Raw genomic sequence first — 14,336 nt, forward strand, 5'->3', positions numbered from 1 at the left:
GGAGGCACCGCATGCAGGCATGGCAAGTGCACGAGAACGGCGAGCCGGGCGAGGTGATGCGGCTCCAGGACGTGGAGCGGCCCACGCCCGGTGACGGCCAGGTCCTGCTGAAGGTGCGCGCCGCGAACATCAACTTCCCCGATGCCCTGATGTGCCGGGGGCACTACCAGGTCAGGCCGCCACTCCCGTTCACCCCGGGCGTGGAGATCTGCGGTGAGACCGAGGACGGGCGCCGGGTCATCGCCAATCCGGCGCTGCCCTACGGCGGCCTCGCCGAGTACGCGGTCGCGGACGCCGCCGCGCTGCTGCCCGCGCCCGAGGCGCTGGACGACGCCGAGGCGGCGGCCCTGCACATCGGTTATCAGACGGGCTGGTTCGGTCTCCACCGCCGGGCCCGCCTCGAAGCCGGGGAGACCCTGCTCGTCCACGCTGCCGCCGGAGGGGTCGGCAGTGCGGCCGTACAGCTCGGCAAGGCGGCCGGGGCGACGGTCATCGGCGTCGTCGGCGGCGCCGACAAGGCGGCCGTGGCCCGGGAGCTGGGCTGTGACGTGGTGGTCGACCGGCGGAGCGAGGACGTCGTCTCCGCCGTGAAGGCGGCCACCGGAGGCCGGGGCGCGGACGTGATCTACGACCCCGTGGGCGGCGAGGCCTACACGCAGTCGACCAAGGTCGTCGCCTTCGAGGGACGCATCGTGGTCGTCGGCTTCGCCAGCGGGACGATCCCCAGCCCCGGCCTCAACCACGCCCTCGTCAAGAACTACTCGATCCTCGGCCTGCACTGGGGCCTGTACAACACCAAGAACCCGAAGCTGGTCCAGCACTGCCACGAGCAGCTCACCGAGCTGGCGGCCCGGGGCGTCGTCAAGCCGCTGGTGAGCGAGCGCGCACCGCTCGGCGGGGCCGCGGCCGCCGTGCAGCGCGTCGCGGACGGCCTCACCACCGGCCGGGTCGTCGTCGTGCCCTCGCTGGAGAACGGAGCCGCCGCATGACCGACGCAGCCGACCTCAGGCGCCGCACGGCCGAGTTGCTGGCCGCCTACCCGCCCGCCACCACCGACCGACTGGACTTCCTGCGCGCCCGCTTCGACGCCGGGCTCGCCTGGGTGCACTACCCCGAGGGCCTCGGCGGACTCGGCGCCCCGCGCTCCCTGCAGGTCGTGGTGGACGCGGACCTGGAGGCGGAGGGCGCCCCCGACAACGATCCGCGCCGCATCGGCATCGGTCTGGGCATGGCCGCGCCGACGATCCTCGCCTACGGCACGGAGGAGCAGAAGCGCCGGTACCTGCGGCCGCTGTGGACGGGTGAGGAGGTCTGGTGCCAGCTCTTCAGCGAGCCCGGCGCCGGCTCCGACCTCGCCGCGCTCGGCACCCGGGCCGTCCGGGAGAGTGGGGGAGACTGGGTGGTCAACGGGCAGAAGGTGTGGACGTCCAGCGCGCACGTCGCCCGCTGGGCCATCCTCATCGCCCGCACCGACCCGGACGTGCCCAAGCACCGGGGCATCACGTACTTCATCTGCGACATGACCGACCCGGGCGTCGACGTCCGGCCGCTGCGCCAGGTCACCGGCGAGGCCGAGTTCAACGAGGTGTTCATCACCGACGTCCGCCTCCCGGACTCCCGCCGCCTCGGCGGGATCGGCGACGGCTGGAAGGTCGCGCAGACCACGCTCAACAACGAACGCGTCGCCATCGGCGGTATGCGGCTGCCCCGCGAGGGCGGCATGATCGGCCCGGTCTCCAGGACCTGGCGCGAGCGTCCCGAACTGCGCACCCACGACCTGCACCAGCGACTGCTGAAGCTGTGGGTCGAGGCCGAGGCCGCCCGGCTCACCGCCGAGCGGCTGCGCCAGCAGCTCGTCGCCGGGCAGCCCGGCCCCGAGGGCGCCGGCATGAAGCTCGCCTTCGCCCGCCTCAACCAGGAGATCAGCGGCCTGGAGGTCGAACTCCGGGGTGAGGAAGGGCTGCTGTACGACGACTGGACGATGCGGCGCCCCGAGCTGGTCGACTTCGTCGGCCGTGACGCCGGCTACCGCTACCTCCGCTCCAAGGGCAACAGCATCGAGGGCGGGACCACCGAGGTTCTGCTGAACATCGTCGCCGAGCGCGTCCTGGGCCTGCCCAGCGAACCGCGCACCGACAAGGACGTCGCGTGGAAGGACCTGTCCCGATGACGACACAGCGCACGCAGCCCGACCTGTTGTACTCGGAGGAGGAAGAAGCCCTCCGCGCGGCCGTCCGCGACCTGCTGGCCGACCACTGTGACGCGGCGGGCGTGAGCGTGATCGCACGCGTCGAGTCGGACGCCCCGCACGACATCGTGACGTGGAAGGCCCTCGCGGGAGGAATGGGCCTCGCGGGCCTGCTCGTTCCTGAGGAGCTGGACGGTCAGGGTGCCACCCATCGCGAAGTGGCCGTAGTGCTGGAGGAGTTGGGGCGTGCGGTCGCACCGGTCCCCTATCTGACCAGCGCGGTCGTCGCCACCGAGGCTCTGCTGGAGTGCGGGGCCGACGACCTCCTCTCCCAGCTCGCGTCCGCGACGACGATCGGCGCCCTGGCGGTCTCGCTGAGCGTTACCGCAGGCAGCGCCTACAAGGTCGTACGGTACGAAGGCGGCGCCCTGCACGGGGAGTTGACCGGTATCGCGGACGCGGCCGTCGCCGATGTGCTGCTGGTGCCCGCCGACGACGGGGGCCTGTACGCGGTCGACGCCTCCGCCGTGACCGTCACCCCGCAGGTGTCCCTGGACCTGACCCGGCCGCTGGCGAAGGTGGTCCTCGACGGGGCGCCGGGCCGGCTCCTCGGCGACGCCGAACCCGCCGTACGCCGGGCCCTGCGTTCCGGGGCCGGGCTGCTGGCGTCCGAGCAACTCGGCCTCGCGGAGTGGACGTTGACCGAGACGGTCCGCTACCTCAAGGAGCGCAAGCAGTTCAACCGGCCCGTCGGCGGCTTCCAGGCACTCAAGCACCGCCTCGCGCAGCTGTGGCTGGAGGTCGTCAATCTGCGGGCGGCCGCCCGGAACGCGGCCGACCGGCTCGCCACCGGCAGCGACGACGCCGACCTCGCGGTGGCCGTCGCCCAGGCGTTCGCCGCGCCCGTGGCCGTCCACACGGCCGAGGAGGCGCTGCAACTCCACGGCGGGATCGGCATGACCTGGGAGCACCCCGTCCACCTGTACCTGAAGCGGGCGAAGGCCGACTCCATCGCGTACGGCACGGCGGGCGCCCACCGCGCGGCACTGGCCGAACTGGTCGACCTCCAGGCCCCCTGACGTACCTCACGTACACCCGGAGAAGCGCCGGAAAGCCCGCCCCCGGGGCGGGCTTTCCCATGTGCAGGGGCTGCGCCCCGTGCGGCCGAAGGCGCCGCTCACGGTTTTGTGAACAGGCCGATGCCGTTCGGTACGGCTCGTTCCGTGCCGTCGCTCGGGTGGTTTCGTACGGTGACGGTGCTGGTGCCGGGGGCGCGGGCGACCAGCGTGGAGGAGCCGCCGCCGTCCAGGCTGAACGCGTCGGTGGCACCCGAGTCCCGCATGGCGGCGGCGACCTCGGCGATGGTGAGCCCGGTGCGGTAGGCGGCGGCGCCGTCCAGGGCGAGGAGCAGGAGGCGGTGCCCGTCGTCGGCGATGCCCGCGGCGGTGCGTACCGCCGAGGTCGTGTTGTCGAGGCCCGGGAGCGGCAGGCCGCCCCGTAGGACCGGGTAGCCGCCGAGCGCGAAGGCGTACGGGATCCCGGTGGAGGCGACGAGGAGGTGCCGTACCTCCACCGCGTCGCCGGGGGAGAGCTTGCGCAGCTGCTGGGCGCCCGCCTCGCGCCCGACGAGGACGGTGGCGCCGGCCGCGATGGCGCCGCTGCCGGGGGTGCCGGCCGAGCCGACCACGCGGCCGTTTTCGACCAGCACCTCGTGGGTGTCGGTGCTGCACGGCGCCGCCCGGTCGGTGTCCGTGCCGCAGACGGCGCGCAGCCGGGAGACGCTGCCCCAGTCCGTGGTGAACGCCCCTACGGAACCGACGGGCAGGGCGTACTGGTTGAGGCCCCGGAGCGGGAGAACGCCCCCGGCGGTGGTGACGGAACCGTCGAGGGCGACCCTGTCGAGGCGGGCCGTGCCGTCGGTGGTGACGCCCAGCACGTCCAGGGTGCTCGTGCCGGGCGGCAGGGCCGGGCCGAAGCGCTGGCCCTTCGGCACGGCGGCCTTGAGCGCGTGCCCGCCGGCGATCGCCGGCCCGACCGGAGCCCCGGTGGCAGCGACACCGGGGTGCTGGGTCTCGGTGTTGTTGAAGAAGTCGCCGTTGATCCCGGCCACGGCACCCGCCGAGGTGGCCAGCCGGGACACGGTCGCCCGTGCGGCCACCTTCCCCGGGTACAGCAGCCCGACGCCCACCTGGCGGTTGCGCAGGTCGACGCTGAGCACATGGGCGTGCGTCACGCCCTTGGCGGCCCGGATGTCGAAGTGGGTGTACTCGATGCCCGGCGCGACGGCGACGGCCCTGGGCGCGCCACTGGCCGGTGCGGCGCCCATGAGGGCCGCGCCGGCCAGCACACTCCACGCCGACAGAACCGTCAGTACCGCTCTTGACCGTCGAGCACGACGCGTCACGGCGCCCCCTGATGTCTCGTCAACTGTTCCAGGACCCAGGGGGAGTGCACCAGACGACTACCGGCCGGGCGGCGGCTCGGCCCCGACGACGCGCGAACGGATGAGGAAACGCACCCCTTCGGGTGCTTCCAGGGAGAAACCGCTGCCCCGCCCCGGTACGACGTCGACGATCAGCCGGGTGTGGCTCCATGCCTCGTACTGGCCGCGGGACATCCAGAACCCGATCGCCTCGTCGATCCCGTCGACGGTCAGCTCCGCGAGGAGGACGTCCGAGTTTCCCGTACGGAACTCGCCGTCCGGGTAGCACATGGGGGCGCTGCCGTCGCAGCAGCCGCCCGACTGGTGGAACATCAACGGGCCGTGGGCCGCCCGCAGCCGCCGTAGGAGATCGGCGGCCGCGGGTGTCAGCTCTACACGCGGGACAGCATCCATGGACGGCAGTGAACGGCACGCCAGGTTGCGAGGACGTTGCGTGCCCCGGGACGAGCGGTCAGCTCTCCGGCCGGCCGCCGGCACGGTTGCGGCGGCGCAGCAGGAGCAGGCCGCCCGCCAGGGCCGCGACTCCGCCCGCGGCGGTCCAGGCGGGGAAGTCGGTGGTGCCGGTCGCGGCCAGGTCCTCGCCCCGGCCGCCCTGGGCGCTCGCGGTGGGGGACGGGGAGACGGACGGCGCGCCCTTCTTCGAGGTGGCGCCGGACCCCGAGCCGGACGCGGCCGTGGAAGCCGACGGTGGCGCGCTCGCCTCGGCGGCCGTGGCCCTGTCCCGGGTGAACGCCAGGGTGCCGAAGCCCAGCTGGTCGTAGCCGCCACTGTTGGGGCCGTAGTCGCCGCCCCCGCCCTCGGGGGCGGCCTTGGCCGCGATGCGGGTGAGGTAGGAGGCGTCGAGGCCCCGGCGCCCGGTGTAGTGGTTGGCGATCATGGCCCAGATGGGGCGCGTCATGTTCGGGTCGACGCCGGCCGTGTCGGACGCGGTCTCCCTGCCGGACCAGCCGTTGATCGCGCCCTTCGCACGGGTGTTGGCGGTGTAGGCCACCTCGCCGCCCAGGCTCCACCTGGCGACGTACTGGGCGCCCTTGAGGAAGCGGTTGTCGTCGTAGCCGTACAGGTCGATGCCCTGGTTCCAGGCCATCTCGCAGAAGGTGCCCATCAGGCCGACGCCCAGCAGCGCGTGGCCCTGGTCGCGGCCGGCCTCCAGCCATTCGGCGAGGCCGTCGTCGTGGACGACGGGGATGGCCTTCTTGACCGCGCCGAGACCCTCACCGTTCTTGAAGTAGTCGACGGCGCGGGCGACCTGGGCCCTGTCGTCGCAGAAGACGCCGGTGGCCAGGACGCACGCCATGTTGGCGAGGTCCCAGTTGGGCCAGTAGTTCGTGACGACGGCGCCGTTGTGCCTGACCAGGAAGTCGTCGCTGAGCGGGGCGAAGACACCGCTCAGCATCTCCTGGAAGCGGTCGAGTGCGAAGTCGGGGTGGTCGCGGACGAGTTCGGCGGCGTTGGCGATCTGGTAGCCGTACAGCCCGGCGGCCAGGAAGCGGTCGGCGTTGCCCGCCAGGGAAGTGAGCTTCGCCGACCAGTCGTTGAGGATCGCCACGGCGGTGTCGGCGTACGCGGACTCGCCGGTGATGTGGTGGCGCAGGCCGTTCTGGTAGGCGGCGTGGATGTCGTTGTAAAGGATCACGTAGTTCTGGCCGGTGCCGCCCCGGACCACGGTCGCCTGCGGGTTGGCCTTCCAGCCGCTCCGCGCGTGCCGGTTGGCGGTCAGCCTGGCGAACCCCGCCGTGTGGGGCTGGGCGCCCGCCTTCACCTTGGCCGCCATCCGGGCCAGGTCCGCCCCGGTGTGGAGCAGACCGGGGTGCGCGAAGGCGCCGCCCGCCGCGGAGGCGGGCGCCGCCGCCAGGCCCGTGCCGATTCCCAGACCCGCCGTGCCCGCGGCGATACCGGCGATCTTCAGCGTGCTCCGGCGGCTGATCTCTGCTGTCACGTGGGGGTCCTCGGGTCTCGGGTACGGGTCGTGGCTCGTGCCCGCGTCGGCCCGCGCGGGTGACTACGAACAGGAGACGCACCGGCCCCGGGCGGATAACAGAAATCCGGGGCGGTGCGTCCGTCGTGGTGTTCCCGTGGTGCGCGGTGGTGTCAGGCGCCCGGCGTCCAGCCGCCCAGCCAGTCCGCCACCTCCTGGTCGGCGGCCTGGGCGTCCGTCAGCTGCGGGCGGTCGGCGCTCGCGCTGCCCGAGCCCGCGCCGGTGTTCTTGTACTCGGCGAAGCGGTCGTCCTTCCAGGAGAAACCGCCCATGTCGGACCAGGGCTTGGGCCTGATCGCGGCGCTGAGCGTGCTGTTGCGGACCGTGGCCTGCGGGTCAACGGTCGTGGAGCCGCCGGGGTGCCAGTTGCGGCCGAGGGAGAAGCTGGCGGCGGACACGTCGCCGTTGACGGTGGAGCGGTTGATCAGGATGCCCTTGCGGTTCGCGGGCGTGCTCGGCGCGGTGATGTATCCGCCGGAGGTGCCGTCCCAGCGCTTCTTCAGGGTGATGACCGACCTGTCGACGACCACCGTGGCCCGGCCGAAGATGAAGTCGACGTTGCCCGTGACGTAGGAGTTGGCGATGTAGACCCGGCCGAGCTTGTCACTGGCGGCCGTCTCCAGTTCCAGTGTGTCCTGGTCGCCGTTGACGATGACCCCGTCGAGGACGATCCGGTCGGCCTGCGTCAGCAGTGCCACCGCCTGGTGGCCGATGACGGACTGGTTCGCGGCCTCGTCGAAGTCGTTGGTGACGGTCAGGTTGCGCACCTGGGAGTCGTCGGACTGGATGGACATGGTGGCGCTGCCCGGTGTGCCGTAGCCGCCCGAGCCGTCCGGCTTCGGCGTCCCAGCCGCGTTGCCGTACACGATCGTCGTGTCCTTGCGGCTGCCGCCCGAGCCCTGGATGGTGACGTGCGGCTTGTTGGAGGGGACCTTGACGACCTCCCGGTACGTGCCCGGCGCGACCGAGATCACCACACGCGAGGCGTTGTTCGCGGGCACCGCGTCGACGGCCTTCTGCACGCTGGTGTACTGGCCGCTGCCGTCCTTGGCGACGGTGAGCGTGGTGGCCGCGGCGGCCTTGGCCGTCGCCGTCGTACCGATCGAAGCACGCGGTCCCGCACCGGACTTGAGGAGGGCGGGCACGTCGGCCGCCTTGTCGAGGGTGTAGGCGTAGTACGTCTTCGGGTCGAAGGCCGTACCGCCGCTCTCATTGCGGCCGGAGGTGCCGGAGAAGACGTTGCCGCGCTGGACCAGGGCGGCCGTCGCGTCCTTGGTGACCGGGTTCCGCATGCCCTGGAAGTAGCTGTTCTCCAGGACCATCCTCGTGTTGCCGCGCGCGTAGTTGCCGTACGACGAGGTGATGTCCGTGCCGGACACGTCCTCCAGGAAGTTGTTGTACAGGTGCGCGTGGGCCACGTTGTCGGTGGAGGGGTTGCGCTGCTCGGTCTCGCGGAACCAGTTGTGATGGATCGTCAGGTCGGCGGTGGTGTTCGTGGTCCAGCCGATGCCGAAGGTCTTGTTGTTCTGGCTCAGTCTGTTCCAGGACACCGTGACGTACGTGGTGTCCTTGCGGCTGTCGATGAGGCCGTCCGCCATGTGCCGCAGATCGTTGTGGTCGATCCAGACGTGGTGGGCGCCGTCCATCTGGATCGCGTCGAAGTCGTGGTCCTTGTCGTTCCAGGTGCCCTGGTAGGAGTCACGGATCGTCAGGTTGCGGATGATGACGTTGTGGACGCCGGAGCCGAGGAAGAAGCCGCCGCCCACGATCTGGCCAGAGGTGCCGGAGCCGACGATCGTCTTGTCGGAGGCGACCTTGATCTCCTTGCCCACCGGGTTCATGTCGATCGTCGCGGCCACCACGATGACGTACGGCTCGGCGGCGGTCGCGTACTTCTCCAGGTCGGCCAGGGTCTTCACGGTGACCGTCTTTCCGTCCCGGCCGCCGTAGGTCCCGTTCTGGCCCAGCGCGTTCACCGAGGCGAAGCCGTCGGCCGTCTCGGTGGCCCAGCCGGTGGTGGCCGCCGCCGCCCGGGGCTGGGCGTCCTCGCCGAACACGCCGAAGACCGTGCCGTAGGCCATGGTCCCGGCGGCGGCCAGGGCCAGGGGGACACCGGCCACGAGGGCGGTCTTCCTTCTGCGGTGGCGGGCCTTGCCGTTGTTCTCGCTCACGCGTCGCTTCCGATCCGTGCGGGGGAGGGTCGTCAGCCGAGCAGTCGCCGCCGGATGCGAAGAGGTTGCCGTGACTTCCGGTACGAGCACTTCCGGTGCGAATTCCAGACAGGGGAACGGAAGTTCGGGTCGGGGCCGGAGATGGCCGAGAATCGACCCCCGATCACGGGGTGGAACGGTCCATGTCCCTGGGGCCGGGTCCGCGGCGGCCGTTGACACGTGCACGCAGGTCAGAACCGGGCCGTTACAGCAACACATCGATTCCGTTGTTCACTTGACTACCGGGCGTCACACGCGATTGGCTCCGCCCAGCGAAAGTCAGCCAGTAGCCGCACGTCATCGCGGTGATGACGGGTATTTCGCTCTCCCAGACCTCCCACCCCGGTCGCACAGCGAGGTGCCGCGCTCCCATGAACCCACCGCCCGCGTCCCACAGGATCTTCACAGCCTTCCGTGCCGCGGCGCTCGCCGCCGCCGTCTGTCTCACCGTCGCCGGCTGCTCGGTGTTCGGCGGCTCGGAGGCCGATTCGGACGCGGACGGGTCGGGTGCCCCGGGTGGCGGGATGAAGGTCGCGCTGATCACGCACAGCGCCGAGGGCGACGCCTTCTGGGACCTGGTCCGCAAGGGAGCGGAGGCCGCGGCCGCGAAGGACGGCATCGAGCTGACCTTCGTCAGCGACCCCGACCCCGCGGGGCAGGCGAAACTGGTACGGGACGCGATCGCCGACAAGGTCGACGGCATCGCGGTGACCCTCGCCAAGCCGCAGGCGATGCGGGGCGCGGTCGCAGAGGCCCGCGCGGCGGGCATACCCGTGGTGGGTCTCAACTCCGGCATCGACGCCTGGCAGGCACAGGGTCTGCTGGGCTTCTTCGGGCAGGACGAGAGCGTCGCCGGACGGGCGCTCGGCAACGAACTCGACGCCCGCGCCGCCAAGCACGCCCTGTGCGTCATCCACGAGCGGGGCAACGTCGCCATCGAGGCCCGCTGCGCCGGCGTGCGGAAGTCCTTCGGCGGCCAGACGGACAACCTCTACGTGGACGGCACCGACATGGACGCGGTGACCGACTCGATCGCCGCGAAGCTGCGCCAGGACCCGACCATCGACGAGGTCGTCACGCTCGGGGCGCAGTTCGCGCTCGCCGCCGTGGACTCCGTGGACGACGCGAACAGCGAGGCCCAGGTCGCCACGTTCGACCTCAACAAGGACCTGGTCAAGGCCGTGAAGAGCGGCGACATCCAGTTCGCGGTGGATCAACAGCCGTACCTGCAGGGCTACCTCGCCGTCGACGGGCTGTGGCTCTACAAGACCAACGGCAACACCAGTGGTGGGGGCGTCGAGCCCGTGCTCACCGGCCCCGCGTTCGTGACCAGGAAGAACATCGCCGGAATCGCCGGGTTCGCGGCGAACGGGACCCGTTGACGTGCGGCGCCCGGAGCTCGGCGAGACCTCCGGCCGTCGGCGGTCCCGGGGCCGCCGCGCCCGGGCAAACGGAACCTTCCGTTCGGGCATAACCGCACCACGGAACCCAAGCATCCGGAACGGTCGTGTAACGGCGACGCCAAACTTCCGACCACCCCTGCGACGTGCGCTCACTTGTGCGGATAACATCCTGCGCATCCCCTGTGCGCCCTACTGACAGGTGTCCACCCGCCGATTCCGGACCCCTGTCGCCCCACCCCCCGATCCCTTCCGCTCTTCGCCAACCGCCCCAAGGACGACGATGCCCTCACGGACCGGCGCCCGTCGCCGTCTCGGCTCCATACGTCTCTCGCTGATCCTCCTGGCTCTGATCCCCAGCGTCACGCTGGCCGTGAGTTGGGGTGTGACGACGACCCAGATGTTCTCGGAGGGACTGCGGCTGCGGACGCAGACCGGACTGAGCAAGTCCACCGGCGCCATGGGAACCGAGGCGACCCTCGCCCTGCAGCGCGAACGCGCCCTGTCGGCCGCCTACATGGCCACCCCCGGCAGCTCCATGGCTGCCCTGGAGCAGCAGCGCCGGCAGACCGACAAGGCGGTCGCGAAGCTCGTCGCACATTCGGGCGCCATGGAGGAGGTCCCCGAGCGCATAGGTGACCGGCTGTACTCGGTGATGGCCGGCTCCGGCAGCCTGGAGTACTACCGGGGCCAGGTGGACAGCCCCACCGACATCACCCCCGAGCAGATCCTCGGCCAGTACACCGAGATCATCGACGGCCAGATCCACGCCTTCCAGGCGCTCTCCCAGGTCGACGACGGTGACCTCACCTCGCAGGCCGGCCCGCTCATCACCCTCGAACAAGCCGCGGAGCTGGTCTCCCAGGCCGACGCGATCCTCACCCTCAACTGGCCCTCGGGAGAGCTCGACGAGGCGAGCCGGAACCACTTCGCCCAGGTGGTCAACGCCCGGCGCTGGCTCGTCGACGACCAGCTCATCCACACGGTGGAGGGCGAGGTGAAGACCGAGATCGAACGGATCATCCAGGGCAAGGACTGGCAGGCGCTGCAGGCCGTGGAGGACCAGGTCCTCTCGGCCCACACGACGGGCACCGGGGAGTCCCGCAGGACCAGGCTGCCGCACTCCCAGGCACGCTGGGACGCCGCGATGACGAAGCTGTCCGTCCAGTACGAGCAGCTGATCCGGGCGCAGACCCAGGGCCTGTTGGACCGCAGTGGAGAGGAGGCGCGCGGTCTGCTGATCACGGCCGGCTCGCTGAGCGCCGGCGGACTCGCCGCGCTGCTGGTGTGCGTCGTGATGTCCTGGCGCATCACCCGTTCCCTGTCCCGTCGGCTCGCCGGCCTCAGGACGGCCACCCTCAGCCTCGCCGAGGAGCGGCTGCCCGACGTCGTCGCCCGCCTCGACCGGGGCGAGAAGGTCGACGTGGACGCCGCCGCGGCCCCGTTGGACTACGGCACCGACGAACTCGGCCAGGTCGCCAAGGCGTTCAACGCCGCCCAGCGCACCGCCGTGCACACCGCCGTGGAACTGGCCGACACCCGGCGCGGCTTCCAGCGCGTCATCCTCGGCATCGCCCGGCAGAGCCAGAACCTCGTCAACCTCCAGCTCACCAAGCTCGACAAGCTGGAGCGCCAGCACCAGGACCCGGAGATCCTGAAGGGCCTGTACGAGCTGGACTCCACCGCGAGCCAGCTGCGCCGCTACGAGGAGAACCTGGTCATCATCAGCGGCGAGCGGCCCGGCCGCAGCTGGACCGACCCGGTCGCGCTGATCGACATCCTGCGCAGCGCCGTCGGCGAGGTCGCCGAGTACCAGCGGGTGGAGGTGCACGCCGACGACGAGGTGTGGATCGCCCCGCCCGCCGTGGCCGACGTGATCCACCTCCTCGCCGAGCTCATCGACAACGCGACCACGTACTCGCCCGCCCCCAGCCCGGTCAGCGTCCGCGCCGCGATCGTCGCCAAGGGGCTCGCCCTCGAAGTGGAGGACCGGGGACTCGGCATGTCCGGGGAGGACTACGCCGCGTTCAACGCCCAACTGGCGGTGCCCCCGCAGTTCGACGTGGTCGCGCTCGCCGACGACCTCAGGCTCGGCATGTTCGTCATCGCCCGGCTCGCCACCCGGCACGGCATCACCGTCACCCTGCGCGCCTCGCCGTACGGCGGCACCACCGCGATCGTGCTGATCCCGGACGAGACCGTGGTCCGCGAGGCCCCCGCCCCCGACGAGGACGGCACCGACGCTGCCGAACAGCCCGTACGCGCCTCGCTCTTGGCCGCCCGGGTCGCCCCGGCCGCCGCGGAGCCGGACCCGGAGCCCGAACCCGTACGGCAGGAAGCGGACCGCGCGCCCGAGGAACAGCCCGTCATGAACGGGAAGGCCGCCGACCCCGTCAAGGACGCGAACGGGACACGGCCGGCCGCCGCGCGGAAGTCCCCGGCCGGGAAGAACGGCGGCCTGACGCCGTTGCCCCGCCGGATCCCGCAGACCAGCCTCGCCGCCGAGCTGATGGAGGAGTCGGGCCCCTGCCCCGAGGGCGACGCCGACGAATTCACGGCCGAGCGCGCGGCCTCCTCACTCGCCTGCTTCCAGCGCGGAACCCTCCAGGCACGTGACGACGACGAGGAACCCGAGTACGCATCAGGGGAGGCATCCGCATCCGACGACCCAGGAGACCGGATATCCGCCTCCGGCACCTGACGTCCCATCGACTCCCCAAGCAGACCGCTCATTGAAGGACACAGAGATGACACGCCCCATCCCCGCCACGCACAGCCAGCTCGACCAGCTGCTCACCGGACTGGTGGACCGGGTCGCCGAGGTCGACCACGCCGTCGTGCTCTCCGAGGACGGACTGGTCGTCAGTAAATCCACCGCGTTCCTGCGCGACGACGCCGAGCGGCTGGCGGCGACCGCGTCCGGGCTGATGAGCCTCAGCAAGGGCGTCAGCATGGACTTCCGCGGCGGCCCCGTACGCCAGTTGCTCATCGAGATGGGCAACGCCTTCCTGATCCTCACCAACGCCGGACCCGGCGCCAACCTCGCCGTGCTGACCCGGCAGGGCGCGGACGTCGGCGTGGTGGCGTACCAGATGAACATGCTGGTGAAGAAGATCGGCGAGCACCTCAGCGCGGCCCCACGCGCCGGTGTCGTCGCGGCCGACAGCGGCGAGTGAGGTGAACGGAGGCGACGCGGCGGGCCGGCTGGTTCGCCCGTTCACCCTGACGGGCGGCCGGACCCGGCCCGCCCGTGGCGACTTCACCCTCATCACCATGGTGACGGCCGTGGACCCGCAGCCGGCCGGGGGCACCCGGCCGCAGCCGGAGCAGGCCCGGATCCTCAGACTGTGCGCGAAGCCGATCGTCGTGGCGGAGCTGGCCAGCAAGCTCGACCTCCCGGTGAGCGTGGTCGCCATCATGCTCTGCGACCTGCTGGAAGCGGGCCGGATCAGCGTGCGCCAGCCACGGCTGATCTCCCGCGCCCCCGACCTGGACCTGCTGAAGAAAGTGAGGGACGGCCTTGGCCGGCTCTGACCCCACCCTCCAGGGGATTTCGGCTCCCGACACGGTGAAGATCCTCGTCGCCGGCGGATTCGGCGTCGGAAAGACGACCATGGTCGGGTCGGTCAGCGAGATCGTCCCGCTGCGCACCGAGGAACCCCTCACCACGGCCGGTCTCGGCGTCGACGATCTCCACGGCATCCCCGAGAAGCACGCCACCACGGTGGCCCTCGACTTCGGCCGGATCAGCATCGGCCAGGACCTCGTGCTCTATCTGTTCGGCACGCCCGGACAGCAGCGGTTCTGGTTCATGTGGAACGACCTCGCGATCGGCGCCCTCGGCGCCGTCGTCCTCGTCGACGTGCGCCGCCCCGAGTCCAGCTTCGCCGCCATCGACTTCTTCGAACGCCGCAAGATCCCCTTCGTCATCGGTGTCAACGGCTTCCACGGCGAGCACCCCTACGAGCCCGACGACATCCGCGAGTCCCTGGCCCTGCCCGAGAACACCCCGGTGCTCCTCTTCGACGCCCGCGAACGCACCTCGTGCCGCGACGTCCTGATAGCCCTCCTGGACCGGCTGATCGCCGCCTCGGCCCGCTGAGGGCCGGGCGGCGGA

The 14,336-nt window shown here is 71.4% G+C and carries 12 protein-coding genes; 8 read left to right on the forward strand and 4 right to left on the reverse strand.

Annotated elements, in window-relative coordinates; all coding sequences use genetic code 11:
- Positions 1-11 precede the first annotated feature (11 nt).
- The 3 genes from OG622_RS41810 to OG622_RS41820 are packed head-to-tail and all read left to right on the forward strand — an operon-like array spanning position 12 to position 3,267.
- Positions 12-989, forward strand: a complete 978-nt coding sequence (locus OG622_RS41810; RefSeq protein ID WP_371581984.1) for an NADPH:quinone oxidoreductase family protein — start codon at positions 12-14, stop codon at positions 987-989.
- A complete protein-coding gene (locus tag OG622_RS41815) occupies positions 986-2,170 on the forward strand; it encodes an acyl-CoA dehydrogenase family protein (RefSeq protein ID WP_371581985.1) in 1,185 nt (394 codons plus the stop codon). Before OG622_RS41810 ends, OG622_RS41815 begins: the two co-directional genes overlap by 4 nt.
- Positions 2,167-3,267: an acyl-CoA dehydrogenase family protein gene (locus OG622_RS41820; protein WP_371581986.1), complete on the forward strand. Its 1,101-nt coding sequence runs from the start codon at positions 2,167-2,169 to the stop codon at positions 3,265-3,267. The genes OG622_RS41815 and OG622_RS41820 overlap by 4 nt, the downstream gene beginning before the upstream one ends.
- Before the next feature lie 98 nt (positions 3,268-3,365).
- Here the strand turns inward: OG622_RS41820 and OG622_RS41825 are convergent, their stop codons facing one another.
- The 4 genes from OG622_RS41825 to OG622_RS41840 all read right to left on the reverse strand — a co-directional run bounded on the left by OG622_RS41825 (position 3,366) and on the right by OG622_RS41840 (position 8,780).
- Entirely contained in the window at positions 3,366-4,535 is a 1,170-nt protein-coding gene (locus tag OG622_RS41825; RefSeq protein WP_371584386.1) for a phosphodiester glycosidase family protein, read from the reverse strand.
- Between the two features lie 114 nt (positions 4,536-4,649).
- Positions 4,650-5,024, reverse strand: a complete 375-nt coding sequence (locus OG622_RS41830; protein ID WP_371581987.1) for a DUF779 domain-containing protein — start codon at positions 5,022-5,024, stop codon at positions 4,650-4,652.
- A 58-nt stretch (positions 5,025-5,082) separates the two neighbouring features.
- Complete coding sequence (locus OG622_RS41835) at positions 5,083-6,570, reverse strand: alginate lyase family protein (RefSeq protein WP_371581988.1); 1,488 nt, start codon at positions 6,568-6,570, stop codon at positions 5,083-5,085.
- Positions 6,571-6,722: 152 nt separating this feature from the next.
- Positions 6,723-8,780, reverse strand: a complete 2,058-nt coding sequence (locus OG622_RS41840) for a pectinesterase family protein (RefSeq protein ID WP_371581990.1) — start codon at positions 8,778-8,780, stop codon at positions 6,723-6,725.
- A 410-nt stretch (positions 8,781-9,190) separates the two neighbouring features.
- On the opposite strand from OG622_RS41840, the gene OG622_RS41845 reads away from it, so the two are divergent.
- From OG622_RS41845 to OG622_RS41865, 5 genes are all read left to right on the forward strand, one after another.
- Positions 9,191-10,201, forward strand: a complete 1,011-nt coding sequence (locus OG622_RS41845) for a substrate-binding domain-containing protein (protein WP_371581991.1) — start codon at positions 9,191-9,193, stop codon at positions 10,199-10,201.
- A 301-nt stretch (positions 10,202-10,502) separates the two neighbouring features.
- Positions 10,503-12,920: a nitrate- and nitrite sensing domain-containing protein gene (locus OG622_RS41850; RefSeq protein WP_371581993.1), complete on the forward strand. Its 2,418-nt coding sequence runs from the start codon at positions 10,503-10,505 to the stop codon at positions 12,918-12,920.
- A 46-nt stretch (positions 12,921-12,966) separates the two neighbouring features.
- Entirely contained in the window at positions 12,967-13,395 is a 429-nt protein-coding gene (locus tag OG622_RS41855) for a roadblock/LC7 domain-containing protein (RefSeq protein ID WP_020114533.1), read from the forward strand.
- A 1-nt stretch (position 13,396) separates the two neighbouring features.
- Positions 13,397-13,753 carry a DUF742 domain-containing protein gene (locus OG622_RS41860; protein ID WP_371581995.1) on the forward strand — a complete coding sequence of 119 codons (357 nt, stop codon included), beginning with the start codon at positions 13,397-13,399 and terminating at the stop codon, positions 13,751-13,753.
- Positions 13,740-14,321, forward strand: coding sequence for an ATP/GTP-binding protein (locus OG622_RS41865; protein WP_371581996.1), 582 nt, complete (start codon positions 13,740-13,742; stop codon positions 14,319-14,321). The genes OG622_RS41860 and OG622_RS41865 overlap by 14 nt, the downstream gene beginning before the upstream one ends.
- The last annotated feature ends 15 nt before the right edge of the window (positions 14,322-14,336 follow it).

The sequence above is a fragment of the Streptomyces sp. NBC_01314 genome (assembly GCF_041435215.1).
Taxonomy (GTDB): Bacteria; Actinomycetota; Actinomycetes; order Streptomycetales; family Streptomycetaceae; genus Streptomyces.

Bases quoted from the DNA above. Each gene is read 5' to 3' on its own strand.
- OG622_RS41810 (WP_371581984.1), top strand. From the start codon at position 12: ATGCAGGCATGGCAAGTGCACGAGAACGGCGAGCCGGGCGAGGTGATG.
- OG622_RS41815 (WP_371581985.1), top strand. From the start codon at position 986: ATGACCGACGCAGCCGACCTCAGGCGCCGCACGGCCGAGTTGCTGGCC.
- OG622_RS41820 (WP_371581986.1), top strand. From the start codon at position 2,167: ATGACGACACAGCGCACGCAGCCCGACCTGTTGTACTCGGAGGAGGAA.
- OG622_RS41830 (WP_371581987.1), bottom strand. From the start codon at position 5,024: ATGGATGCTGTCCCGCGTGTAGAGCTGACACCCGCGGCCGCCGATCTC.
- OG622_RS41845 (WP_371581991.1), top strand. From the start codon at position 9,191: ATGAACCCACCGCCCGCGTCCCACAGGATCTTCACAGCCTTCCGTGCC.
- OG622_RS41850 (WP_371581993.1), top strand. From the start codon at position 10,503: ATGCCCTCACGGACCGGCGCCCGTCGCCGTCTCGGCTCCATACGTCTC.
- OG622_RS41855 (WP_020114533.1), top strand. From the start codon at position 12,967: ATGACACGCCCCATCCCCGCCACGCACAGCCAGCTCGACCAGCTGCTC.